This window comes from Pseudomonas kielensis (genome assembly GCF_030505375.1).
GTDB lineage: Bacteria > Pseudomonadota > Gammaproteobacteria > Pseudomonadales > Pseudomonadaceae > Aquipseudomonas > Aquipseudomonas kielensis.
This window is the reverse complement of record NZ_CP130043.1, coordinates 1138757-1162007: the sequence shown is the minus strand read 5'-3', so window position 1 is coordinate 1162007 and position 23251 is coordinate 1138757. Positions and strand designations below refer to the sequence as shown.

Here is a 23251-nt window from a genome sequence, read left to right as displayed (position 1 = left end):
GGAAGGATTGCTCAAGGCGCGTACTTACGCACCAGCGCCGCCAGATTGGCCGCGGTCTGCACATCCATTACCCCGTCGTAGTTCTCGGCACGAAAGTGCAACTGAAACGCCCTCACCAGTTGCTGGAATCCCGACTCGTTGGTGGCTTGCGACGTGTTGTAGCCATACCGCTTGAACTGCTCCAGCAGCGTCGCGCGGTTCGGTATTCCCCCCTCCCTGTATTGGCGCAGAAAAGCGTCGCGCTGTGGCTCATCGAACCAGGCCCCCACACCTTTCAAGTACAGCGCGTGCCAGGGGAATGCCGCACCGGGGTCGCTTTTGCGGCCGATGGAAATGTCGGAGTGACCCAGCACGTTACGCGGGGTGATGTCCGGGTAGCGCTTGAGTATGTCTTTTGCCAGTTGCTCGATGGCGGCTATTTGCTGGTGGTGATACGGCGGGAAGGTGAACTTGCCCTGGTCATCGGTGGCCTGGTTGACCACCTCGATGCCGATGGCCGTGTCGTTGAGGTTACTGCGGTCAGCCCACTGGCTGACACCCGCATGCCAGGCCCGATGGTTTTCATCGACCAGGCTGAAGATCTGCTGGTCGGTGAAACCGGCCTTGATATAGGTAGGGTCGCTGATGTCAGGAATGAGGTAATGGGCGCTGACATTGGGTCCGGTCAGTGCGCCAATCGAACTGGAAAAGTTGGCGGCGGTGTAATGCAGGATCAAGAAGCGGATGCGGTTGTTGAAAGCCTTGGCTCGATAGCTGGTGTTTATCGGAGACATGATTTAACTACCCTGTTGTGTGAATCGGCGTTGATCTTCAATCGTCCATTCGCAGCAAGGTAGCAGTACCTGTAGGGAGATTCGGTAGTGGTTTTCTCGTTGTTCTGTAGCCGCTTTCAGCAATCTGCCAGGTAAAAAATTCCCCATAAAAAAAGCCGCTGCAAAGGCAGCGGCCAAAGTAAGACGTTAGATCAAGGAGCTACAAATCAACGTCAGTGAACACAGGGTGATGAACTGAATGATGGGCATTCGGAGCATCTGAAAAGTTCGCCGCTCAAGTGGACAACCCACACTCGGCTGGCGGGGCTTCGGGGCTGTTGCCGTCGAAGCCCGATTAGAATAAGTCCTTCTTGGTAAAGGAAAAATAGCGTTTCGGGACATGCACTGTTACGCCGTCGGCAACAGTTGCCCGGATCATCGGTTTGATTGATAACCCCTCATCCAGCCGGCCCATGCCGAGCGCAAAGCCTTGCCCTGTGCGGGCATTCATCCTTTGGAGCGACACCGCGAATACCTCCTTGGTGCGCTTATCGCTCCTGGCGGGCAGCAGTAGGGTGGGGCCTCAAGTCACTCACCGGGGAAGACGCATGACAAAAACAACAATGCGCGCCATCTTCACGCCGCAGACGCTGGCCGTCGCGGTTGCCTTGGGCTGCTGCGCCCAGGCACAGGCGGTTGAATTCAACCTTGGCGAAATCGAGGGTACGTTCGATTCGTCGCTGTCGATTGGTGCGAGCTGGGGCATGCGCGATGCCGATGATGCGTTGGTGGGCACGGTCAACGGAGGCTCCGGACAGTCATCGACCGGCGACGATGGGCGCTTGAACTTCAGCAAGGGCGAGACCTTTTCGAAGATCTTCAAGGGTATCCACGACCTGGAGTCTGAAATACGGTGATACCGGGGTATTTGTCCGTGGCAAATACTGGTACGACTTCGAGCTCAAGGACGAAAGCCGTCCGTTCAAGGACATCAGCGACACCAATCGCAAGGAAGGCGCCAAATCCTCCGGCGGGCAGATCCTCGATGCCTTCGTCTACCACAACTACTCCATCGCCGATCTGCCCGGCACCGTGCGCGCCGGCAAACAGGTGGTCAGTTGGGGCGAAAGCACCTTCATCGGCAACTCGATCAACAGCATCAACCCGCTCGACGTCTCGGCATTTCGGCGCCCGGGTGCCGAAATCAAAGAGGGCCTGATCCCGGTCAACATGCTGTTTGCTACCCAAAGCCTCACCGACCAATTGACGGTGGAAGGTTTTTATCAACTGGAGTGGGACCAGACGGTTGTGGATAACTGCGGGACCTTCTTTGGCAACGATGTGGTGGCCGATGGCTGCGTGAATAACTACACGGTGGGCAGCCCGGCAATCGCTCCGTTGCAGCCGGTTGCCGCGGCATTTGGCCAAGGCTTCGAAGTGACTCGCGAAGGGGTGGTGGTGCCCCGGGGGGGCGACCGGGATGCCCGTGATTCCGGGCAGTGGGGCACCGCGTTGCGCTGGCTGGGCGATGACACCGAGTACGGCCTGTATTTCATGAACTACCACAGCCGCACGCCCACGGTCGGCACCGTCACGGCGGGCCTTTCGACCCTGTCGGCATTGCCGGGCATCGTCGGCACCGCCAACGCCATCGCGCCCGGCACCGGTTCGGGGCTGGCGCAAAGCGTGATGCTCGGTCGCGGCCAGTACTACCTCGACTACCCCGAAGACATCCGCCTGTACGGCGCCAGTTTCTCCACCACCTTGCCCACCGGCACGGCCTGGACCGGGGAAATCAGCTATCGGCCCAACGCACCGGTCCAGGTCAGTACCAACGACCTGACCCTGGCCTTGCTCAACCCGATTGCCGGCGGCGCGTTGTCGCCGATCAGCACCACCCCAGGTGCCGACAACAAAGGCTATCGGCGCAAGGAAGTCACCCAGGTGCAGAGCACCCTGACCCACTTCTTTGACCAGGTCCTCGGTGCCCAGCGCCTGACCCTCGTCGGCGAGGCCGCGGTGGTGCGGGTCGGCGGCCTGGAGTCACGCAGCACCTTGCGTTACGGCCGGGACTCGGTCTACGGCCAGTACGGGTTTGGCGGCGATACCGAAGGTTTTGTCACCTCCACCTCCTGGGGTTACCGCACACGGGCCATCCTCGACTACGCCAACGTGATCGGCGGGATCAACCTCAAGCCCAACCTGTCCTGGTCCCACGACGTTGCCGGCTATGGCCCCAACGGATTGTTCAACGAGGGCGCCAAGGCGGTCAGCGTCGGGGTCGATGCCGACTATCGCAACACCTACACCGCGAGCCTGAGCTACACCGACTTTTTCGGGGGCGACTACAACACCCTCGAAGACCGCGACTTCCTGGCCCTGAGCTTCGGCGTGAACTTCTGATCTGGCTGAAAAGGATGACCTTATGCGCAAGATGATTCTGCAATGCGGTGCCCTGGCCCTGAGCCTGCTGGCGGCCAACGTGATGGCGGCGGTGTCGCCGCAGGAAGCCGACAAACTCGGTACGACCCTCACCCCGCTGGGCGCGGAAAAGGCCGGCAACGCTGACGGCTCGATCCCGGCCTGGACCGGTGGCATTCCCAAGAATGCCGGTGCGGTCGACAGCAAGGGCTTCCTGGCCGACCCGTTCGCCAGTGAAAAACCGCTGTTCACCATCACCGCGGCCAATGTCGACAAGTACAAGGCCAAGCTTTCCGATGGCCAGGTGGCAATGTTCAAACGCTACCCCGAGACCTACCGGATTCCGGTCTACCCGACCCACCGCACCGTGGCCGTGCCCCCGGAAATCTACGAGTCGGCCAAGCGCAGCGCGCTGAACGTGACCAGCATCAACGACGGCAACGGCCTGGCCAACTTTACCGGCAATCGCTACTACGCCTTCCCGATTCCGAAGAGCGGGGTCGAGGTGTTGTGGAACCACATCACCCGTTACCACGGCGGCAACCTCAAACGCATCATCACCCAGGTGACACCGCAGACCAACGGTGCCTACACGCCGATTCGCTTTGAAGAAGAAATCGCCGTACCCCAGTTGATGAAAGACCTGGACCCGGAAAAAGCCGCCAACGTGTTGACCTTCTTCAAGCAGTCGGTGACCGCGCCGGCGCGCCTGGCGGGGAACGTGCTGCTGGTCCATGAAACCCTCGACCAGGTCAAGGAGCCGCGCCTGGCCTGGATCTACAACGCCGGCCAGCGTCGCGTGCGTCGCGCACCGCAAGTGGCCTACGACGGGCCGGGTACGGCCGCTGATGGCCTGCGCACCTCGGACAACTTCGACATGTTCTCCGGCGCGCCGGATCGTTATGACTGGAAGCTGATCGGCAAGAAGGAAATGTACATCCCCTACAACAGCTACAAGCTCGACTCGCCGAGCCTGAAGTACGACGACGTGATCAAGGCCGGGCACATCAACCAGGACCTGACGCGTTATGAGCTGCACCGGGTCTGGGAAGTGGTCGGCACGGTCAAGCCCAGCGAGCGGCATATCTACGCCAAGCGCCACATGTACATCGATGAAGACAGCTGGCAGGTGGCGCTGGTCGACCACTACGACGGTCGTGGCCAACTGTGGCGCGTGGCCGAAGGACATGCCCAGTACTACTACGATCACCAGACCCAGGCGTACACCCTGGAAGCGCTGTACGACCTCATCGCCGGCCGCTACATCGCCCTGGGCATGAAAAACGAAGAGAAGCACAGCTTCGTCTTTGGCTTCGACGCCAAGGCGGCGGACTACACGCCGGCGGCATTGCGCGCAGAGGGCGTGCGCTAAGGAATTGACCGGCCCCTGTACCCAGGGCGACCCACGGATTGATGCCTCGGCATTGATCCGTGGGTCGTCTTTTTTATGCCTGGCAATCAGCCTTCTGAATGTTTCTCAACAAGGCCGCGGGAGAGGGCTAGGGTAGGCTCACAATGATAAAAAGGCCCGCTGCAATGACCGCCATGACGCACTGTCTGGATCGCCCGGGAATGGTGCCCCGCTTGTCTTCCCTGCACGTGCGCCGCGAGCGCCTGACGCAGCCGTTGCTGGCCTCGCCCGCCCGGGTAAGGTTGCTCTGCGCGCCGGCCGGCAGCGGCAAGAGCGCGTTGTTCGCCGAGTGCCTGCTGCAGGCCCCGCCGACCTGCACCGTGCACTGGCTGGCGTTGAATGGGCTCGTCTCGAGTCCTGAGGAGTTTTCTCGGGCCGTGGCCCAGGCCCTCGGGTTGGTGGTAGACAGCGAAGCGCAGTTGCTGGCCTGCCTGGCTCGCTGGCAGACACCCACCTGGTTGTTTCTGGATGACTACTGCCGGGTGCCCGCCCCGCAGCTCGATGCCTTGCTCGATCGCCTGTTGACCCTGAGCAGTCCGGCCCTGACCTGGTGGCTGGGTGGGCGCCGGCGGCCGCACTGCAACTGGCCACGCCTGTTGCTCAACGACGACCTGTACGAGAGCGCCGGCCCCGAACTGGCGTTCAGTCGTGGCGAAATCCAGCAACTGATCGCCCAGCTACCCCATTCGCTGTGCGCCAATGCCTGCGAACGGATCTTCCAGCGCAGCGGTGGCTGGTGCGCCAGCGTGCGGGTGGCTTTGCAAGATGGTAACGGCCGCAGTGCCAGCGAGCTCAAGGAGGGGCGCTCGGCGATCATGCTCGATTACCTGCAGCATGAGCTGTTCAACGGCTTGGCGCCGGAACTGGCCGAAGCCTGGCGCGTGCTGGCCCACCTGCCGCGATTCAATCTGGGGTTGTGTGAGCACCTGTTCGGCGCGGGCGAGGGTGGGCACTGGATGCGCACTCTGCAGGAGCTGGGGTGTTTCATCGAACCCTGGGAAGACTCGCCGGACTGGCTGCAAGTCTTTGCACCGGTGGCGCAACTGGTGCGCGACGAGGCCTGGGAGGCCGGTCGCTCATGGCATCGGCGTGCGTGCCAGTGGTTCGTCGCCGAGCAAGACTGGCAGGCGGCGTTTGAACAGGCCCTGTTGGCCGATGAAAACGAAATGGCCATCAGCCTGTTGCAGCACTTTGGCTTCGAGCACTTGTTCCAGCAGCACAACGTGGTGTTGTTGCTGCGTCTGTATGAACAGCAAGGCGCCGACTTGCTGCTGTGCAGTGCGCAGTTGGTCGGGTTGATCACGGCGGCCTTGTTGTTTGCCGGGCGCTTTGAAGAGGCCGGCCTGTGCATCGAGCACATGGCGCGTTTTGCCCCGCAACCGTGCGCTGCCCAGCAGCGCGAACTGGTGGCGCGTTGGCAGGCGCAACAGGGCTGGTTGCTGCACCTGCAGGGGTGGATGGCGCCGGCACGCGGGCATTTTCTCGAAGCCCTGGTCGACCTGCCGGCCAGCGCCTGGCCCGCCCGCCTGCTGTGTTTATCCGGGCTGACCCAGCAGGCCTTGCTACGCGGCGAACTGGATGTCGCGCAGGCGCTCAATCGCGAGGCGTTGTGCCTGGCGCGAGCCCAGGGGGCGTTGCTGTTCGAGGGCCTGCTGGAGCTCGATCACGCGCAGTTGCTCGAGCAACGCGGTGCGCCCCATCGCGCGGAAAGTCTGTTGAGCGGCATTCACCAGTTGTTGTGCCAGCACGCCAGGTTCGCCACCCCGTTGCTGGGGCGCATTGCCCTGCGGCGCGGTCGGTTGGCGTTGTGCCAGGGGCAGGAGGCACGGGCCAGCGAGTTTTTCGAGTCCGGGCTCGAGGCCTGTTTGCGCAGTTACGACAAGCGTGTGCTGTATGGGTACCTGGGCCTGGCGCACGTGGCCGCCAACCAGGGGGATTTTGCCCAGGCGTTCCTCCATTTACGCGACGCCGAGCGCATGATGCAGCGCCGGCAGATCCCCGACACGGTGTACCGCGGGGTCCTGCTGCACGTCAGCAGTCACTTCTGGTTGCAACAGGGACGCCCGCAACTGGCTCACGAAGCCCTGACCCGGGTGCTGCGCCATTACCACGGCCCGCAGGCCCGACAGGCCCCGCCGGCAACCCTGGAATTGATTCCGCGCCTGGAATACCTGTTGGTCGTCACCCAGGTGTATCTGCACCAGGCCTCGCGGCCGTTGGAGCAGCTCAATGCCCAACTGCTGCGGGCACGCCAATGCGGCATGCTGGGGCTGGAAACAGTGCTGCAACTGAGCGTGGCGCAGGTGGCGTGGCTGTTGGGCCAGCCCGTCGAGGCCAGGGCGGCGCTGCAGGCTGCGCAGGCACTGGTCGAGCGCTGCAACCTGCGCCAGGCGCTGGCAGAATTGCAACTTAGCCTGCCGTCATTGTTTGTTGCGCCGCCGCCCCAGGTTGCAACGCCGCAGCCGACACCGGCGTGCGGTCGCGACAATCCCCTGAGTCAGCGCGAAATAGAAGTGCTCAGCCTGATCGCCCAGGGCAACTCCAACCTGCAAATCGCCGAGCAGTTGTTCATTTCCCTGCACACGGTCAAGACCCACGCCCGGCGAATCAACGGCAAGCTGGCGGTCGAGCGGCGCACCCAGGCCGTGGCGAAAGCCAAGGCACTGGGTTTTTTCGCCTGAGCTCAGGCCTGGGGCGCGCCGCCGTCATGCCCCATGCGCCAGCTCACCGCCCGGGTCGCGGCCAGCAGACGCTGGGCGGCCGGGCCGTTTTCGTCGGCATGGAACAATGAAGTCGGGCCGACGATGGTCAGCACCGCGGCGATCTGCCCGACAGCGTTGAACACCGGTGCCGAAAGCGCATCCACCCCCGGCATCAGCAAACCGTGCACATGGTGCAGGCCGCGTCCGCGAATCTGCTCGCACACACTGGCGTAGGCCTGTTCACTGGCCAGCGGATGGGACTGGACTGCGCCGACTTCCTGCTCGCGCAACTCGGCGGTTTCGCGGTGGGGCAGGTAGGCGCTGAACACCAGGCCAGTGGACGAACTCAGTAGCGGCAGGACCGAGCCGAGCTGGGTCACCACGGTGACGGCCCGGACCGCCGGCTCGATATGCACCACGGTCGCACCCTGATTGCCCCAGACCGCGAGGAAGCAGGTCTCGTTCAGTTCGTCGCGCAGCTCCGACAGGGGCAGGGCGGCGACTTTCAGCACGTCCATACTGTTCAGGGCCGCCAGGCCGACGCGCAGGGCTTCGCGTCCCAGGCCGTAGTGATTGGTGGCGGCGTTCTGCTCGGCAAAACCGCTGGCAATCAGCGCCTGCAGGTAACGGTGCACCTTGCTCGCCGGCATCTGCACATGTTCGGCCAGGCGCGACAGCGAGGTCGAGGGCGACAACTCGGCGAGGGCCTTGAGGATGTCGGTGCCCACCTCGGCCGAGCGGACTTTCTGTTTACCGTTGCTGTCGCTCGTGGCGCGCGGCTTTTCCATGGTTGAGTCGTATCTGGAGATGAATGGGCGTCTTTATAGCTTGACGGTCAATACCAATCAAATTACGTTATGCGTAATCGAATTACGATAAAAATAACCAGGACGTGCCAAAACTCTGAAGCGGAGCCATGGCCACGGCCCACTCCCTGTTCAGGAGGCTCCATGAACCTCGATTCAACGGCGCCAGCGCTGGCTTACCAGTCAGGCTTCGGCAACGAATTTTGCAGTGAGGCCCTGCCCGGTGCCTTGCCCGTCGGCCAGAACTCGCCACAAAAAGCCCCTTACGGTCTCTACACCGAATTGTTCTCCGGCACCGCGTTCACCATGGTGCGCAGCGAAGCGCGGCGGACCTGGATGTACCGTATCCAGCCCTCGGCCAATCACCCGGCCTTCGTCAAGCTGGAGCGGCAGTTGGCCGGTGGCCCGCTGGGCGAGGTCACGCCCAACCGCCTGCGCTGGAACCCCTTGGCCATTCCAACCGAACCGACCGACTTCATTGACGGCCTGGTGAGCATGGCGGCCAACTCGGGAGCGGAGAAACCGGGCGGCATCAGCATCTATCACTACGGCGCCAATCGCTCGATGGAGCGGGTGTTCTTCAACGCCGATGGCGAGTGGTTGCTGGTGCCGCAGGCGGGGCGTTTGCGCATCGCCACCGAGCTGGGTGTGCTGGAGCTTGCGCCGTTGGAAATCGCCGTGCTGCCGCGCGGCCTGAAATTCCGCATCGAGCTGCTCGATCCGCAAGCCCGTGGCTACCTGGCGGAAAACCATGGCGCGCCTCTGCGCCTGCCGGACCTGGGGCCGATTGGCAGCAATGGCCTGGCCAATCCACGGGACTTCCTGACCCCGGTCGCGCACTACGAAGACCTCCAGCAACCGACCACCCTGGTGCAGAAATTCCTCGGCGAGTTGTGGGCCTGCGAGCTCGATCATTCGCCGCTGAACGTGGTGGCCTGGCACGGCAATAACGTGCCGTACAAATACGACCTGCGACGCTTCAACACCATCGGCACGGTCAGCTTCGATCACCCGGACCCGTCGATCTTCACCGTGTTGACCTCGCCGACCAGCGTCCACGGCCTGGCCAACCTCGACTTCGTGATCTTCCCGCCGCGCTGGATGGTGGCCGAGAACACCTTCCGTCCACCGTGGTTCCACCGCAACCTGATGAACGAATTCATGGGCCTGATCCAGGGCGAATACGACGCCAAGGCCGAAGGCTTCCTGCCCGGCGGCGCGTCCTTGCACAGCTGCATGAGCGCCCATGGCCCGGACGGCGAAACCTGCACCAAGGCGATCAACGCCGAACTGGCGCCGAGCAAGATCGACAACACCATGGCCTTCATGTTCGAGACCAGCCAGGTGCTGCGCCCCAGTCGTTTCGCCCTGGATTGCCCGCAACTGCAAAACACCTACGATGCTTGCTGGGCCTCGCTGCCCGCCACTTTCAACCCGAACCGGAGATAACCCATGACCCAGACCACCCCCACTCGTAGCTGGGTTGCCTGTGCCAACGGCCACGCGGATTTCCCGCTGCAGAACCTGCCCCTGGGCGTGTTCAGCACCCAGGGTTCGGCGCCGCGCAGCGGTGTGGCGATCGGCGAGCAGATTTTCGACCTCGAGGCGGCACTCGACGCCGGCCTGTTTGACGGTGTGGCCCGCACGGCGGTGCAAGCCACCCGTGGCGGTCAGTTGAACGCCTTCTTCGAACTCGGTCGGGGCCCCCGTGTGGCGCTGCGCGAACGCTTGCTGGAGCTGTTGGCCGAGGGCAGTCCCCTGCGCGGCAAGATCGAAGCCCAGGGCGCCCAGTTGCTGCATCTGGCCGCTGACTGCCAGATGCACCTGCCGGCCCGCATCAACGACTACACCGACTTCTACGTGGGCATCGAGCACGCGCAGAATGTCGGCAAACTGTTCCGTCCAGATAACCCGCTGCTGCCGAACTACAAGTACGTGCCGATTGGCTACCACGGCCGCGCGTCGACCATTCGTCCGTCCGGCACCGACGTGCGTCGCCCCAAAGGCCAGACCCTGCCAGCCGGCCAGAGCGAGCCGACTTTCGGCCCGTGCGCACGCCTGGACTACGAGCTGGAACTGGGGATCTGGATCGGCCAGGGCAATGCCATGGGTGACTCGATTGCCATCGGCGACGCCGCCGAGCACATCGCCGGTTTCTGCCTGCTCAACGACTGGTCGGCACGGGATATCCAGGCCTGGGAATACCAGCCACTGGGGCCGTTCCTGTCGAAAAGCTTCATCACCAGCATTTCGCCCTGGGTCGTCACCGCCGAGGCCCTGGAGCCATTCCGGCGTGCCCAGCCGGCGCGTCCGCAAGGCGATCCGCAACCGCTGCCGTACCTGTTTGACACGCGTGACCAGGCCGCTGGCGCCTTTGATATCGAGCTGGAAGTACTGCTGCTGACCGAAGCCATGCGCGAGCAGAATCTGCCGGCGCACCGCCTGACCCTGAGCAACACCCAGCACATGTACTGGACCGTGGCGCAGATGGTTGCGCACCACAGCGTCAACGGCTGCCAGTTGCAGGCCGGCGACCTGTTCGGTTCGGGCACCCTGTCGGGGCCTGAGAGCGGTCAGTTCGGCAGCCTGCTGGAAATCACCGAGGGCGGTAAAAAGCCCATTGAGCTGGCATCAGGCGAAGTGCGCAAGTTCCTTGAGGACGGCGACGAAATCATCCTGCGCGCGCGTTGCAGCCGTGACGGTTTTGCGTCCATCGGCTTCGGCGAATGCCGGGGCAAGATCCTGCCAGCGCGCTGAGAGGTTCGGCCCATGGAGCTCTATACCTACTACCGCTCGACCTCGTCGTTCCGGGTGCGCATTGCCCTGGCGCTCAAGGGCCTGGATTACCAGGCGCTGGCGGTCAACCTGATCGCCGCGCAAGGCGGTGAACACCGGCAGCCGGCCTACTTGCAGCTCAACCCACAGGGTCGGGTACCGGCTTTGCGCACCGATCAAGGCGAGTTGCTGATCCAGTCACCGGCGATCATCGAGTACCTGGAAGAAGCTTATCCACAGGTGCCGCTGCTGTCCGGCAACCTCGCCCAGCGTGCGCACGAGCGTGCGGTGGCGGCGTTGATTGGCTGCGACATTCATCCACTGCACAACGTCAGCGTGCTCAACAAGCTGCGTCAGTGGGGGCACGACGAGCCACAGGTGGTGGAGTGGATCAGCCACTGGATCAGCCAGGGGCTGGCGGCCGTCGAGCAGTTGATCGGCGACGCGGGGTACTGCTTTGGCAGCGCACCGGGTGTGGCGGACGTGTACCTGATCCCGCAGCTGTATGCGGCCGAGCGTTTCAACATCAGCCTTGATGCCTATCCACGGATTCGCCGGGTCGCCGCGCTGGCAGCGCAACACCCGGCGTTCATCAAGGCTCATCCCGCCAATCAGCCGGATACCCCGTAACGGCGGCTACCCGTATTCAACACCGGCGGGGGTGTGCCTGGATCAGGCGCAATCCCCAGCCGGTCGCGAAGGTGCCGTCGGCTTGTGGCAGATGCTCGATTGCGGTTTTGAAGCGCTCCTGCAATTGCACGCGGGCGGCGGGTGTCAGCCGGTCGACGTCGTAGGTGGCGCTGAGTGATTGCCAAAGCTCGGCAAAGTCTGGCTGCCAAGCCACATCAATGTCCTGCACCGTCACCTGCTCGAAGTCGGTGCCGAGCAGCGCTCGCCAACCCTCCTCGGTGCGCATGCGTGGATCACCCATCGGCAAATGCGCCAAGGCATCTTGCTGCGCCACCTGGCGAAACACCTGCAGATACGCGTCACCCACCGCGCCCAGCAGAAACCCCCGGCCAACGATCGTGGCGAGCTTGCCGTCCTTGCGCAGCACGCGGCGGATTTCGCGCAGGACTTGCTCGATGTCGTCCATCAACATCAGTGCCAGATGCGACACCACCACGTCGACGCTGGCCGTGCCGAGCGAGAGCGCCTGTGCCCGCTCCTTGAGCAGGCTCACCCTGGCGGGTAACCGCGTGCGGGCTTCGTCCAGTTCGGCCTGACTGAGGTCGACGCCGATCAACCGCAATCGCTGTGGATGACGTTGCTCGAGCAGTTGCAGCAGATAACCGTTGCCACAGGCCAGGTCCAGAACACTCAGGCTGGCGGACGAATCCGGCAGGGTGGCTGCCAGCGCTGCGTAGGACGATTCCTGGCGTTCGCTGCACAAGTGGGCAAACGCCGCGCTGGTGGTGCCGGGTCGGCGCTGGTGAAAGCCTTCAAGGAAACGTTCCGCAGGGGAAGGGAAGTGCATGACAGCCTCATCCGTGGTGGCGCAAAAAATTCCAGGACGCCAGTGGAGCATCCATCGCTTCAATGCACAATCGAGTTGGGGGGCAGATGACTCAGGCGTTCGGTCAGGCGCAGGCGCTGGATCGGGTCGTCGCTGAGCAGCAGGGCGTGTTCCAGGTCGAAACGTTCGGCGTTGGGACAGTCCAGGCGCTGATAGAGGCTGGCGCGGGCCAGGTAGTCACTGGCGTTGGCGTTACCCAGCTCCAGTACCCGCTCGGCATCGATCAGCGCGCCGATGTAGTCGTCGTTGGCCAAGTGCAGCTGGCGCAGGTTGCGTGACAGGCGCTGGAGCATCTGCAGCGGTTCGCTGGTGAGCAGATGCTCGGCATTCAGGGCCATGTTCGGACCGTATTGGCGCTGCAGCAGCTCCCGGCAATCGTTGGGGTACAAGCGTCGACCGCCGCAGGGGTCGAGCAGGTGATCGGCGCCGGGCACCCGCAGCAGGAAGTGGCCGGGGAAGTTGACCCCGACCATGGGGATCTCCAGGCGACGTGCCAGTTCCAGGGTGATCAGCCCCAACGCCAGCGGCTGCCCACGGCGCCGTTCCAGGACTTTGTTGAGCAGGGCAGCCTGGGGACGCAACGGGGTGGCTTCGTCCTGCTGGTAGCCCAGGTCGTTGAGCAGGCGCAGCAGCGGTTGCCCCAACTCGCTGACCGGCAGCATCGGCAGGCGACTGCTGACCCGCTGCACCAGGTCCTTGAACTGCTCCAGCACGACCTGCGGTTGCACCTCGGCATCATGTTCGACGGCGATCCACAACGCCGCTTCAAAAAGCGCCGGGGGTGAGCGTTGCAGGCAGGCGAAAAAGGCGTGGCGCGGGTTCATTGAAATCTCCGGCGAATGCCCCGTTTTAGCCCCGTCGCAAGCATTCGTCCAGTGCCGCGCGCGAGGGCGTGCAAGTTATGCCGCAAAGCCTTGGCGCGGGCCTTCGCTTATTCCGGTGCGCTCCAGCAATTTTTGCCCGCGCGCCTATACTGGCGACTACTGAAAGTGATTCGGGAGCCCTACGATGTTCGCTCTCATGCAAAGCACTCGCCTTGAATCGCTGCACCTGAGCGTCGACCCGGCCACCGGGTTGAAGGCCGTGATCGCCATTCATTGCAGCCGCCTGGGACCTGCCCTGGGTGGGTGCCGTTACCTTGCCTACCCCGACGATGAAAGCGCCGTGACGGATGCCGTGCGCCTGGCCCAGGGCATGAGCTACAAAGCGGCCCTGGCCGGCCTGCCCCAAGGTGGTGGAGTCGCGGTGATCATCCGCCCGCCCCATGTGGAAAACCGCGCGGCGCTGTTCGAGGCTTTCGGGCGCTGTGTCGAGCAACTCGACGGTCGCTACATCACCGCCATCGACAGCGGCACCTCGGTGGTCGACATGGACTGCATCGCCCAGCAAACCCAGCACGTCACCAGCACCACTGCCGCGGGCGACCCATCGCCCCATGCGGCCATGGGCGTGTTCACCGGTATTCGTGCCACCGCCATGGCGCGCCTGGGCAGCGATAACCTGGAGGGCTTGCGCATCGCGATCCAGGGCCTGGGCAATGTCGGTTTCGCCCTGGCCGAGCAACTGCATGCCGCGGGGGCCGAGCTGCTGGTGAGCGACATCGACCCGGGCAAGGTGCAACTGGCAATGGAGCAGTTGGGTGCCCATCCGATTGCCAACGAGGCCCTGCTCAGCACCCCCTGCGACATCCTGGCGCCCTGCGGCCTGGGCGGGGTGCTCAATAGCCACAGCGTGGCGCAGTTACGGTGTGCGGCGGTGGCCGGGTCTGCCAACAATCAATTGACCAACCTCAGCGTCGCCGACCAACTGGAAGGCCGTGGCATCCTCTATGCGCCCGATTATGTGATCAATTCCGGTGGGCTGATCTACGTGGTGCTCAAGCACCGCGGCGATGAGCTGTCGAGCATTACCGGGCACCTGTCGAAAATCAGTTCGCGCCTGACCGAAGTCTTCGCCCACGCCCAGGCGGAAAAACGCTCGCCGGCGCGGGTGGCGGACGAATTGGCAGAGCGCCTGCTTTATCGCTGAGGAACCATCTCCCGCCCTTCGGGCTCAGGCGCTGGCCGAGTCGCTGATGGCGATGCCCGAAACCCGCTTCGCCTTCTCATCCCACAGGCATGAAAAAGGCCCTGGATCAGTGATTCAGGGCCTGTTCAATTCTGCCGGGCGTTACTTCGCGGCTTTGACAGCCTTGGCCGGTTTGGCCGCCTTGGCGGGTTCGCCTGGCTCGACGTCTGCGGCGGGTTCAGCAGGTTCGACCGCTGCTACAGCTGGGGCAGGGGCGCTGAGCAATTCGGTCAGGGCGTCCGGCTGGCTCTTGAATGCCTTGGCGAACACATCGCGATTCTTCGCCATGTAGATCCCGGCTTCTTCCACTTGCTGTTCGGTCAGGGACGGAACGGCTTTTTGCAGCACTTCTGCCAGCAACTCGGCGAGTTCGAGCATTTTGTCATGACGGTCAGCTTCGGCTTTATCCATGAACAAGCGCTCCAGATCTCGGCTGCTGCGGTATACCACTTCGACGGCCATTTACCACCTCACATGCCTTCACATTAGTTGTCTATTGCGACTACTGTATTTATATACAGCGAAAGGATAAGCCAATCCCGGTCCTTTGGGTAGTCGCTTTTTAATCTAGACCGGTTTCACGGTTTGTCAGGTGGCGCTATGCCATGATCCGCGCTGTGGTTAGACACACAAAGTGTCCCATCTCGGTCCACCGTCATCTCATCTGACAGCTGCTGGCCTTTTTTCTGCATGCAGAACAACAGTCATGTCGAACCCGCATCATCCGGTCCAACCGACCTAAGGAAGAATCACCGTGAAAATCAACTGGGCGGAGCGACTTCGCCAGAACGTGCATGAGCTGGCTGAAACCCTGGGCAATCTGTTCGTCGAAACCTTCCACTACCTGGCGCTGTTCGCCATTGGCGCGGTCACGGCGTGGGCGGCGATCATGGAGTTTCTCGGCATGATCGAAGAGGGGCACATCAAGATCGACGACATCTTGCTGCTGTTCATCTACCTGGAACTGGGGGCGATGGTCGGGATTTACTTCAAGACCAACCACATGCCCGTGCGGTTTCTGATCTACGTGGCGATCACCGCCTTGACCCGCCTGCTGATCTCCAACGTGTCGCACCACAACCCGCCGGACCTGGGCATCATCTACCTGTGCGGCGGGATTCTGCTGTTGGCGTTTGCGATCCTGGTGGTGCGTTATGCCTCTTCGCAGTTCCCTTCGGTGAAGATCCAGCACCCGCAACGCAAGGTGGGAGCCGGCTCCAGTGAGCACCCGGAAGTCGAGAAGGGCGAGCTTTAAGGTCGGGCTGACAGGGGCAGGGAGGACCTGCTCAACGGCGGCGGCAACTTGAGGTTGTCGCTGTCGGTCATGGCTTCGAGAATGGCCACGGCACTGTGCCCTTGCTCGATGGCGATGCCGAACTGAATGCTTTGCACCAGCCGTTTCATACGCTGCGGATCGTTGCGCTGGGCGAGGCTGATCATCCGCTTGGCGACAATGCGCCCGGCGTTGGACAGGGTCAGCATGATCCCGCCGTCCAGCCCCTGAATGCTCAGGTTGATCTGATAATCGTCGGCAAAGGTGTCGGTAATCAGTTGGAAGGGGTTGTCCATAATGCGTCACCGCTTGATTGGATCGTGCAGTCATTGACCGGCTGTGCCCAAAATTGTTCGCAGTTCCGGACCGTCGGCAGATAGCAGGGACGTAGCAAGGGGCATGCCGTAGGCGTGATCACCTTCAGATCAGCGAGCCTCACCCCACCCTGTGGGAGCGGGCTTGCCCGCGATAGAGCCGGCGCACCCCCCATCGGCGGCGCCTGATACTCCGCGATCGCTGGCAAGCCAGCCCACATGAGTCAGCTGAGCGGCATTCACCGCTCAGCCTCCGGCGGTCCGTTTCAGGGCAGAACGGAGTAGATGATCGCAGACAGTGCAATCAGGCCGATCAAAACCACGAACACGTTCGACACCTGGCCCGAATACTGGCGCAGAGAGGGCACGCGCCGGATCGCATACATCGGCATCAGGAACAGCAGGCACGCGATGACCGGCCCGCCAAGGGTTTCGATCATGCCCAGGATGCTCGGGTTGAAGGTCGCCACGGCCCAGCAGCTCGAGGATCATGAACAGTGCGGTGGCACGGTTCAGCCAGTTGGCCGACATCACCCGGCCACGACCGCGCAGGCTCTTGACGATCAGGCCCTGGAAACCTTCACTGGCGCCGATGTAGTGGCCCAGGAAGGATTTGGTGATCGCCACCAGCGCAATCAACGGCGCGGCGTAGGCGATGACTGGGGTCTGGAAGTGGTTGGCCAGGTACGACAGGATCGAGATGTTCTGCGCCTTGGCAGCCGCCAGGTCAGCGGGGGACAGGGCCAGCACGCAACTGAAGCAGAAGAACATCACCGTCAGCACCATCATGCTGTGGGCGACCGCGAGAATGCCGCTGCTTTTCGCCTCGGCCTGGGCACCGTAGCGGCGCTTCTGGTCGACGGCGAAGGCCGAGATGATCGGTGAGTGGTTGAACGAGAACACCATCACCGGGATCGCCAGCCACAGGGTCTTGAAGAACTCCGGCAGCGGCATGCCTTCACCGGCGGAGGCGAAGAACGCACCGTTCCAGTTCGGGATCAGGCTCAGGGCCAGCAACAGCAGCGCGGCGACAAACGGGTACACCAGCACGCTCATGGCCTTGACGATCACGCCCTGGCCGCACCGCACGATCGCCATCAGGCCGAGAATCAGCACCAGCGACAACACCGCCCGTGGTGGTGGGGTGATCTGCAATTGGTGTTCCATGAAGCTGCCCAGGGTGTTGGTCAACGCCACGCTGTAGACCAGCAGGATCGGGAAGATAGCGAAGAAGTACAGCAGGGTGATCAGCTTGCCGGCACCGACGCCGAAGTGTTCTTCCACCACCTCGGTGATGTCACCGGAGCGCCCGGACAGGACAAAGCGGGTCAGGCCTCGGTGGGCGAAGAAGGTCATCGGGAAAGCCAGCACCGCCAGTACCAGCAACGGCCAGAAACCGCCGACGCCGGCATTGATCGGCAGGAACAGGGTGCCCGCACCGATGGCCGTGCCGTACAGGCCGAGCATCCAGGTGCTGTCGTGTTTGCTCCAGCCTTTGTCGGCCGTTTGCGTTGTGTGGGTCAGATCTACAGCGGGGTTTTCGGCAGCAGGTGTACGTACATCGGTCATCGTTTTGGCCTCGTTATTATTTTTGCTCGGGCTCACGTGTTACGGGCGGCAGGGAATGCTCCTCAGCATTCCACCCAGCTGACAGCCAGGCCGCCCCGTGAAGTCTCTTTGTATTTGTCATGCATGTCGGCGCCGGTATCGCGCATGGTGCGGATCACCCGGTCGAGGGAGATGAAGTGTTTCCCGTCGCCGCGCAGGGCCATTTGGGTCGCGTTGATCGCCTTCACCGCCGCAATGGCATTGCGCTCGATGCACGGCACCTGGACCAGCCCGCCGACCGGGTCGCAGGTCAGGCCCAGGTTGTGCTCCAGGCCGATCTCGGCGGCGTTCTCCAATTGCTCGGGCGTGGCGCCCAGCACATCGGCCAGGCCGGCAGCGGCCATCGCGCAGGCGGAGCCGACTTCACCCTGACAGCCGACTTCGGCACCGGAGATCGAGGCGTTCTTCTTGCACAGGATGCCCACGGCCGCGGCGGCGAGGAAAAACGCCACCACATCGTCATCCGACGCCTCGGGGTTGAACTTCATGTAGTAATGCAGCACCGCCGGAATGATCCCGGCCGCGCCGTTGGTCGGTGCGGTGACCATGCGCCCGCCGGCGGCGTTCTCTTCGTTGACGGCGAGGGCGAACAGGTTCACCCATTCCATCGCCGAAAGGGTCGAACTGATGACGTTCGGTTTGCCGATTTCCAGCAGGCTGCGGTGCAGTTTCGCCGCGCGTCGTGGCACATCCAGGCCGCCGGGCAAGATGCCTTCGTGGCGCAAGCCCTGCTCGACGCATTCGCGCATGACCGACCAGATGTGCAGCAGCCCCTGGCGAATTTCCGCATCGCTGCGCCAGGCCCGTTCATTGGCCATCATCAGCTCGGAAACCCGCAGGCCGTGCTGATTGCACAGCGACAACAGTTCGGCGGCGCTGGAAAAATCGTACGGCAACTGCACGTCATCGCCTGCCAGTGTGCCGGACTCGACCTCGGCCGCCTCGACGATAAAACCACCGCCCACCGAGTAATAGGTGTGCTCCAACAGCAGGCCGTTCTCGCCAAAGGCGCTCAACGCCATGGCGTTAGGGTGGTAGGGCAGGCTCTCATCGAGCAGCAGCAGGTCGCGCTGCCAGTCGAAAGCAATGTTCAGGCGGCCGCCAAGCAGCAGTTCGCCACTGTCGCGCAGCTGTTGGATACGTGGGCCGATACGGGTGGGGTCGATGCTGTCTGGCCATTCGCCCATCAGGCCCATGACGCAGGCGCGGTCGGTGGCGTGGCCGACGCCGGTGGCGGAAAGCGAGCCATACAGGCGGACTTCAACCCGCCAGACCTGGCCCAGCAGGCCTTGGTCGAACAGCGCCTGGACGAAGGTGGCAGCGGCGCGCATCGGGCCGACGGTGTGGGAGCTGGACGGGCCGATGCCGACCTTGAATAGATCAAAAACACTGATAGCCATGCTAAAGCCTTACAAGCAATGGAGTAGGAATCGCCGCCATTTTTTGTAGGCCAAGCGCAATGTCGGCGATACTGCCTACCTCGGTCCAGGGTGACCAACGAAACTTCCTAAGACAGGCTTTAGCAGGACTAAACGATGAGTCGTCAATTTCACGCCCAGACGTATGTCTGGCTGCATGTGTTTTCCTGTGCGGCGCGGCACCTGTCGTTTACCCGCTGTGCCGAAGAGCTGCACATCACCCCCGGGGCGGTCAGCCAGCAGATCCGCCAGTTGGAAGAGCGCCTGGGTTTCCGCCTGTTCCATCGGCGCGCCCGAGGCGTCGAATTGAGTGCCGAAGGCCAGCGCCTGGCGATCACCGTCGGCGAAGCCTATGGCAGCATCGACGCGGAATTGCGCCGACTGGACGCCGGTATGATCAGTGGCATCCTGCGGTTGCGTTCGATCCCGTCTTTCCTCGGCAAATGGCTGACCCCGCGCCTGCCGCGCTTGCAGCAGCGTTACCCGGACATCCAGTTGCGCCTGGTGGCCGAGGACAGCAGCGTGGCCCTGCACGAAGGTGATTTCGACCTGGCGATCGACCTGAACGACGGCAGCTACCCGGGACTGTTATCCACAGCCCTGCTCGATGAGCAGATTTTTCCGGTCTGCGCGCCCAGCCTGTTGCGCGGGCGTCCCCCGCTGCACGGGCCGGCGGATCTGGTGCATTTTCCGTTGTTGCACGACATCACCGCCTGGCGTGGCAGCTATGAATACGCGGAATGGGAGTTCTACCTCAATGCCATCGGCTTCGACGGAGCCGATGTGCGCCGGGGGCATACGTTCAATCGCAACCACCTGACCATCGAGGCGGCGATTGCCGGCATGGGCGTGGCCATTGCCCGGCGCACGCTGCTCAATGATGAGCTGGAGCGTGGCACCCTGATCGTGCCCTTCGGCGTCGCGGTGCCCAACTACAAACGTTACGTGCTGCTCTATGCGCCGGGTGCGCTGAGCCATCCGGGCGTTCGCGCGGTGCATGACTGGCTGGTGGAAGAGGCGCAGATCTTTCGCGGCATGCACCCTTTGGGCGAGGGCAACTGTGAGTAATTGTTGCAGTGTTACCAGGCGACCCAACTCCCGACCTTAACAGCGCTTTTGCCCGTTGTCCGACTTTTTCAGCAATGAAAATTTATCTTTTTTTAGGGGTTGAATTGTTTCTCCGTCTGCCCAACTCTGTAAGTAAGAGGTCACGGTCATTCAAGAATCAACGCTACACCGGACCTCTCGCGAGCTAGCTGAAATAAGGGATGAACTATGCAAATCCAAGTCAACAGCGATAACCATATTCAAAGCAGCATCCGACTGGAGGAGTGGGTACGTACTACCATTGAGAGCACGCTCGAACGTTATGACGAAGACCTGACACGCATCGAGGTCCACCTGCGGGATGAGAACGGCGATAAACCCGGTCCACACGATATGCGCTGCCAGCTTGAAGCGCGGCCAAAAGGCCATCAACCGGTATCCGTGACTCATAAAGCCGACACACTGGAACAGGCAATCGAAGGGGCGGCCACCAAGCTTGAACACGCGCTGGAGCATCTGTTTGGCAAACTGCGCGGAAAACGCGCAACGGTGACCCCAATCCAATCGGGAGCCCACGCCGACGCGCTGCTGGAAGAAGAATTTCTCGAGAACGAGCAGGCCGCGCTCAATAGCTGATGCCTGATACACCTTTACCACCCCAATGAAAACGGGCCTGCAGATGCAGGCCCGTTTTGTTTTGGGGCCTGTGTGTCGCCGCTGCGTCGCGTCCTGCGCCAGCCGCTACAACGTGTAGAACACCACCGAGGTCGGCAGAGGGGGCCATCAAGCACTCAACGCTGACCGGGGGTGCCAAGGCTTTTTCATCAGAGTCTTTTGCACATGAGAATATTTATCATTACTATTGGCCTCCGTTGACCCTGCGTTGGCATGGACCGCGCGCAGATTTCTCTTCGTTTCAAGGTCGAAACATGAAAAGCCTCCCCGTTTCCTATCGTCTGGCCGTCACCTCGCGGGTGCTGGCCGCGCTGTTTGGCGGATACCTCCTCGCAACACTGGCCAGTATCTGCATGAGCCTGTGGCTGCCCATGGCCCGCGCCGAAGCCGTGGTCAGCGGCATGATGACCTCCTTCCTGGTGTACCTGGTGGCCGTGCTCTGGTGTTTTGCCAGTCGTAGCGCCTGGCAGGCGTGGTTTGGTCTGTTGCTGCCCGGCGTGGTGCTGGCGGCGTTCGGTGGCCTGGGTTACTGGTTGGGGCAATCATGAAAGAGGGCTTGCGTCAGGCCATGGCCTGGTTGCACACCTGGACCGGATTGATCTTCGGCTGGATGCTGTTCGCGATCTTCCTCACCGGCACCCTGTCGTACTTCAACGACGAGATCAGCCACTGGATGCGGCCGGAAGTGCCGGTGCGTCAGGTCAGCAGCGAAGCCAGCCTGACACTGGCGCAGCACTACCTGCAGCAGCACGCCGCCGGTGCCGGGCGTTGGGTCATCAGCCTGCCGAGCGCGCGTGACCCCGGCCTGTCGGTGTCCTGGCAGATGCCGGGTAACGAGGGCCGACGCGGCCCGCGTGAGCAACGCCAACTCGACCCGCTCAGTGGCGAGGTGCTGCAGGTGCGCGATACCCGCGGCGGCGACTTCTTCTATCGCTTCCATTTCCAGTTGCAGATGCCCCATCCCTGGGGGCGCTGGTTATCCACCAGTGCAGCGATGCTGATGCTGGTGGCGTTGATCACCGGGATCATCACCCACAAGAAAATCTTCAAGGACTTCTTCACCTTCCGTCCGCGCAAGGGCCAGCGCTCCTGGCTCGACGGGCACAACGCGGTGGGGGTACTGGTGCTGCCGTTTCACCTGATGATCACCTACAGCAGCCTGGTGATCTTCATGTACATGGTGATGCCGGCGAGCATCCTGGTGGCTTACCAGGGCGATACCGACGGCTTCTTCAGCGAGCTGTTCCCCGCGTCCGAGTCGCCCAAGGCCCAGGGCCAGCCCGGGCAATTGCTGGCGTTGGCGCCCTTTGTCGAGCGCGCTCGCGAGCAGTGGGGCGGCGGTCAGGTGAGTCTGGTGACGGTGAGCCATCCGGGCGATATCAAGGCCACGGTGAATGTGATGCGCAGCAGCGCTGACCGGGTGATGCATGAGTTCGGCAGTGCCGTGGCGTTCGACGGGGTCAGCGGCGCGTTTCTCACGGCCGATCCGGCACGCCCGGCGCCGATGGTCATTGCGGGTGGTTTCTACGGGTTGCACCTGGGGCATTTTGCCGGGCCGACCCTGCGCTGGCTGTACTTCATCTGTGGCTTGGCCGGTACCGCGATGATCGGCACCGGGCTGGTGATCTGGCTGGGCAAGCGCCAGTTGAAACATGCCAGGAGCGGGGTGATGCCGTTCGAGTTGCGGCTGGTGGAGGTGCTCAACATCGCCAGCATGTCGGGGCTGCTGATCGCGGTGGCGGTGTTCTTCTGCGCCAACCGCCTGTTGCCGGTGAGCCTGGCCGGGCGTGGCGAGTGGGAGGTGAACTGCTTTTTCATCGCCTGGGGCTTGAGCCTGGTCCATGCCCTGGTGCGCCGTGGTCGCGCCGCCTGGGTCGAGCAACTGGCCCTGGCCGCCGGGTTGTTCTGTGTCGTGCCGCTGCTGGACGCCCTGAGCAGCGAGCAGTCGTTGCGCGTGCTGCTGGCGCAAGGCGACTGGACTCGCCTGGGCTTTGACCTGACGTGCCTTTGCAGTGGTGTGTTTCTCGCCTGGGCGGCGTGGAAGATGCAGCGTGCCGGCCAGCTCAGCGGCAAAACCCCGGCGCGTGCGGTGCGTGCGCCGAGTGTGGCATCCAACGTCGAGGTGAACTGAATGCTGCTGCCCGTATTGCTGAGCTACAGCGGATTTACCGCATTGTGCCTGTCGATGGACCGCCATCATCGCGACCTGCTCGCCCGCACCCCGACGGCGCGTGTGCGGCGGCTGTTGCAGCTGTGCGGCTGGTCGCTGTTGGGGCTGTCATTGGCGGCGGCCGTCCTGGCCACCGGCTGGAGCCTGGGCCTGGTGCAGTGGTGCGCGGCCCTGATGGCCAGCGCCCTGCTGCTGGTCTGGTTGCTGCCCTATCGGCCGCGCCTGGTGATGCTCATGGCGGCCCTCGGGCTGCTGTTCAGCCCGCTGGTCGCGTTGGCGCTGGGGTAGGCGAGTCG

The 23251-nt window shown here is 62.9% G+C and carries 18 protein-coding genes and 3 pseudogenes; 13 read left to right on the top strand and 8 right to left on the bottom strand.

The window, feature by feature from the left end:
- Window positions 1-11: 11 nt before the first annotated feature.
- Complete coding sequence (locus Q1W70_RS05715; RefSeq protein ID WP_166588724.1) at window positions 12-773, bottom strand: N-acetylmuramoyl-L-alanine amidase; 762 nt, start codon at window positions 771-773, stop codon at window positions 12-14.
- A 587-nt stretch (window positions 774-1360) separates the two neighbouring features.
- Here Q1W70_RS05715 and Q1W70_RS05710 point away from each other — a divergent pair.
- The 3 genes and pseudogenes from Q1W70_RS05710 (at window position 1361) to Q1W70_RS05700 (ending at window position 7265) form a co-directional block, all read left to right on the top strand.
- Window positions 1361-3155, top strand: a pseudogene (locus tag Q1W70_RS05710) (DUF1302 domain-containing protein).
- A gap of 22 nt (window positions 3156-3177) precedes the next feature.
- Window positions 3178-4545: a DUF1329 domain-containing protein gene (locus tag Q1W70_RS05705; protein ID WP_166588722.1), complete on the top strand. Its 1368-nt coding sequence runs from the start codon at window positions 3178-3180 to the stop codon at window positions 4543-4545.
- Window positions 4546-4709: 164 nt separating this feature from the next.
- The gene (locus Q1W70_RS05700; RefSeq protein WP_166588721.1) at window positions 4710-7265 is read left to right on the top strand and encodes a LuxR C-terminal-related transcriptional regulator; all 2556 of its coding nucleotides are present in this window, start codon (window positions 4710-4712) and stop codon (window positions 7263-7265) included.
- Between the two features lie 2 nt (window positions 7266-7267).
- On the opposite strand, the gene Q1W70_RS05695 is transcribed toward Q1W70_RS05700, so the two are convergent.
- Window positions 7268-8074 carry an IclR family transcriptional regulator gene (locus Q1W70_RS05695; protein WP_166588720.1) on the bottom strand — a complete coding sequence of 269 codons (807 nt, stop codon included), beginning with the start codon at window positions 8072-8074 and terminating at the stop codon, window positions 7268-7270.
- Window positions 8075-8236: 162 nt separating this feature from the next.
- On the opposite strand from Q1W70_RS05695, the gene hmgA reads away from it, so the two are divergent.
- From hmgA to maiA, 3 genes are read left to right on the top strand one after another with little or no spacing between them, the layout of a single operon-like run.
- The gene (gene hmgA, locus Q1W70_RS05690) at window positions 8237-9541 is read left to right on the top strand and encodes a homogentisate 1,2-dioxygenase (RefSeq protein WP_166588719.1); all 1305 of its coding nucleotides are present in this window, start codon (window positions 8237-8239) and stop codon (window positions 9539-9541) included.
- A 3-nt stretch (window positions 9542-9544) separates the two neighbouring features.
- Entirely contained in the window at window positions 9545-10849 is a 1305-nt protein-coding gene (gene fahA / locus Q1W70_RS05685) for a fumarylacetoacetase (RefSeq protein ID WP_166588718.1), read from the top strand.
- Window positions 10850-10861: 12 nt separating this feature from the next.
- Window positions 10862-11497, top strand: a complete 636-nt coding sequence (maiA, locus tag Q1W70_RS05680) for a maleylacetoacetate isomerase (protein WP_166588717.1) — start codon at window positions 10862-10864, stop codon at window positions 11495-11497.
- A gap of 16 nt (window positions 11498-11513) precedes the next feature.
- On the opposite strand, the gene Q1W70_RS05675 is transcribed toward maiA, so the two are convergent.
- Entirely contained in the window at window positions 11514-12344 is an 831-nt protein-coding gene (locus Q1W70_RS05675) for a class I SAM-dependent methyltransferase (protein WP_166588716.1), read from the bottom strand.
- A 59-nt stretch (window positions 12345-12403) separates the two neighbouring features.
- Window positions 12404-13207: a SirB1 family protein gene (locus Q1W70_RS05670; protein ID WP_166588715.1), complete on the bottom strand. Its 804-nt coding sequence runs from the start codon at window positions 13205-13207 to the stop codon at window positions 12404-12406.
- Between the two features lie 184 nt (window positions 13208-13391).
- Between Q1W70_RS05670 and Q1W70_RS05665 the strand changes: the two genes are divergently transcribed.
- A complete protein-coding gene (locus Q1W70_RS05665; RefSeq protein WP_166588714.1) occupies window positions 13392-14411 on the top strand; it encodes a Leu/Phe/Val dehydrogenase in 1020 nt (339 codons plus the stop codon).
- Between the two features lie 246 nt (window positions 14412-14657).
- On the opposite strand, the pseudogene Q1W70_RS05660 reads toward Q1W70_RS05665, so the two are convergent.
- Window positions 14658-14912: pseudogene (locus Q1W70_RS05660) on the bottom strand (YebG family protein); the annotation flags it as partial.
- Window positions 14913-15204: 292 nt separating this feature from the next.
- On the opposite strand from Q1W70_RS05660, the gene Q1W70_RS05655 reads away from it, so the two are divergent.
- Window positions 15205-15705 carry a phosphate-starvation-inducible protein PsiE gene (locus Q1W70_RS05655; RefSeq protein ID WP_166588712.1) on the top strand — a complete coding sequence of 167 codons (501 nt, stop codon included), beginning with the start codon at window positions 15205-15207 and terminating at the stop codon, window positions 15703-15705.
- Here Q1W70_RS05655 and Q1W70_RS05650 read toward each other — a convergent pair.
- The 3 genes and pseudogenes from Q1W70_RS05650 to Q1W70_RS05640 form a co-directional block, all read right to left on the bottom strand.
- Entirely contained in the window at window positions 15702-16019 is a 318-nt protein-coding gene (locus tag Q1W70_RS05650; RefSeq protein ID WP_166588711.1) for a DUF3509 domain-containing protein, read from the bottom strand. The two genes, Q1W70_RS05655 and Q1W70_RS05650, sit on opposite strands and share 4 nt — an antisense overlap.
- Window positions 16020-16303: 284 nt before the next feature.
- Window positions 16304-17606: pseudogene (locus Q1W70_RS05645) on the bottom strand (serine/threonine transporter).
- Between the two features lie 62 nt (window positions 17607-17668).
- On the bottom strand, window positions 17669-19045 hold the full coding sequence (locus Q1W70_RS05640; RefSeq protein ID WP_166588709.1) for an L-serine ammonia-lyase: 1377 nt from the start codon (window positions 19043-19045) through the stop codon (window positions 17669-17671).
- Window positions 19046-19180: 135 nt separating this feature from the next.
- Here Q1W70_RS05640 and Q1W70_RS05635 point away from each other — a divergent pair, with 135 nt between their 5' ends.
- The 5 genes from Q1W70_RS05635 (at window position 19181) to Q1W70_RS05615 (ending at window position 23243) form a co-directional block, all read left to right on the top strand.
- Complete coding sequence (locus tag Q1W70_RS05635; protein WP_166588708.1) at window positions 19181-20131, top strand: LysR substrate-binding domain-containing protein; 951 nt, start codon at window positions 19181-19183, stop codon at window positions 20129-20131.
- 207 nt (window positions 20132-20338) lie between these two features.
- A complete protein-coding gene (locus tag Q1W70_RS05630) occupies window positions 20339-20746 on the top strand; it encodes an HPF/RaiA family ribosome-associated protein (protein WP_166588707.1) in 408 nt (135 codons plus the stop codon).
- Between the two features lie 293 nt (window positions 20747-21039).
- Window positions 21040-21333, top strand: a complete 294-nt coding sequence (locus Q1W70_RS05625) for a DUF3649 domain-containing protein (protein WP_166588706.1) — start codon at window positions 21040-21042, stop codon at window positions 21331-21333.
- Window positions 21330-22916, top strand: coding sequence for a PepSY-associated TM helix domain-containing protein (locus Q1W70_RS05620; RefSeq protein ID WP_166588705.1), 1587 nt, complete (start codon window positions 21330-21332; stop codon window positions 22914-22916). Before Q1W70_RS05625 ends, Q1W70_RS05620 begins: the two co-directional genes overlap by 4 nt.
- Window positions 22917-23243 (top strand): DUF3325 domain-containing protein, encoded by a 327-nt coding sequence (locus tag Q1W70_RS05615; RefSeq protein ID WP_166588704.1) that lies wholly within the window; start codon window positions 22917-22919, stop codon window positions 23241-23243. It abuts the gene before it with no gap.
- The last annotated feature ends 8 nt before the right edge of the window (window positions 23244-23251 follow it).

Excerpts from the sequence above, each read along its gene's own strand:
- Q1W70_RS05715 (WP_166588724.1), bottom strand. The coding sequence starts at position 773 with ATGTCTCCGATAAACACCAGCTATCGAGCCAAGGCTTTCAACAACCGC.
- Q1W70_RS05705 (WP_166588722.1), top strand. The coding sequence starts at position 3,178 with ATGCGCAAGATGATTCTGCAATGCGGTGCCCTGGCCCTGAGCCTGCTG.
- Q1W70_RS05700 (WP_166588721.1), top strand. The coding sequence starts at position 4,710 with ATGACCGCCATGACGCACTGTCTGGATCGCCCGGGAATGGTGCCCCGC.
- Q1W70_RS05695 (WP_166588720.1), bottom strand. The coding sequence starts at position 8,074 with ATGGAAAAGCCGCGCGCCACGAGCGACAGCAACGGTAAACAGAAAGTC.
- hmgA (WP_166588719.1), top strand. The coding sequence starts at position 8,237 with ATGAACCTCGATTCAACGGCGCCAGCGCTGGCTTACCAGTCAGGCTTC.
- fahA (WP_166588718.1), top strand. The coding sequence starts at position 9,545 with ATGACCCAGACCACCCCCACTCGTAGCTGGGTTGCCTGTGCCAACGGC.
- maiA (WP_166588717.1), top strand. The coding sequence starts at position 10,862 with ATGGAGCTCTATACCTACTACCGCTCGACCTCGTCGTTCCGGGTGCGC.
- Q1W70_RS05675 (WP_166588716.1), bottom strand. The coding sequence starts at position 12,344 with ATGCACTTCCCTTCCCCTGCGGAACGTTTCCTTGAAGGCTTTCACCAG.
- Q1W70_RS05670 (WP_166588715.1), bottom strand. The coding sequence starts at position 13,207 with ATGAACCCGCGCCACGCCTTTTTCGCCTGCCTGCAACGCTCACCCCCG.
- Q1W70_RS05665 (WP_166588714.1), top strand. The coding sequence starts at position 13,392 with ATGTTCGCTCTCATGCAAAGCACTCGCCTTGAATCGCTGCACCTGAGC.
- Q1W70_RS05650 (WP_166588711.1), bottom strand. The coding sequence starts at position 16,019 with ATGGACAACCCCTTCCAACTGATTACCGACACCTTTGCCGACGATTAT.
- Q1W70_RS05640 (WP_166588709.1), bottom strand. The coding sequence starts at position 19,045 with ATGGCTATCAGTGTTTTTGATCTATTCAAGGTCGGCATCGGCCCGTCC.
- Q1W70_RS05635 (WP_166588708.1), top strand. The coding sequence starts at position 19,181 with ATGAGTCGTCAATTTCACGCCCAGACGTATGTCTGGCTGCATGTGTTT.
- Q1W70_RS05630 (WP_166588707.1), top strand. The coding sequence starts at position 20,339 with ATGCAAATCCAAGTCAACAGCGATAACCATATTCAAAGCAGCATCCGA.
- Q1W70_RS05625 (WP_166588706.1), top strand. The coding sequence starts at position 21,040 with ATGAAAAGCCTCCCCGTTTCCTATCGTCTGGCCGTCACCTCGCGGGTG.
- Q1W70_RS05620 (WP_166588705.1), top strand. The coding sequence starts at position 21,330 with ATGAAAGAGGGCTTGCGTCAGGCCATGGCCTGGTTGCACACCTGGACC.
- Q1W70_RS05615 (WP_166588704.1), top strand. The coding sequence starts at position 22,917 with ATGCTGCTGCCCGTATTGCTGAGCTACAGCGGATTTACCGCATTGTGC.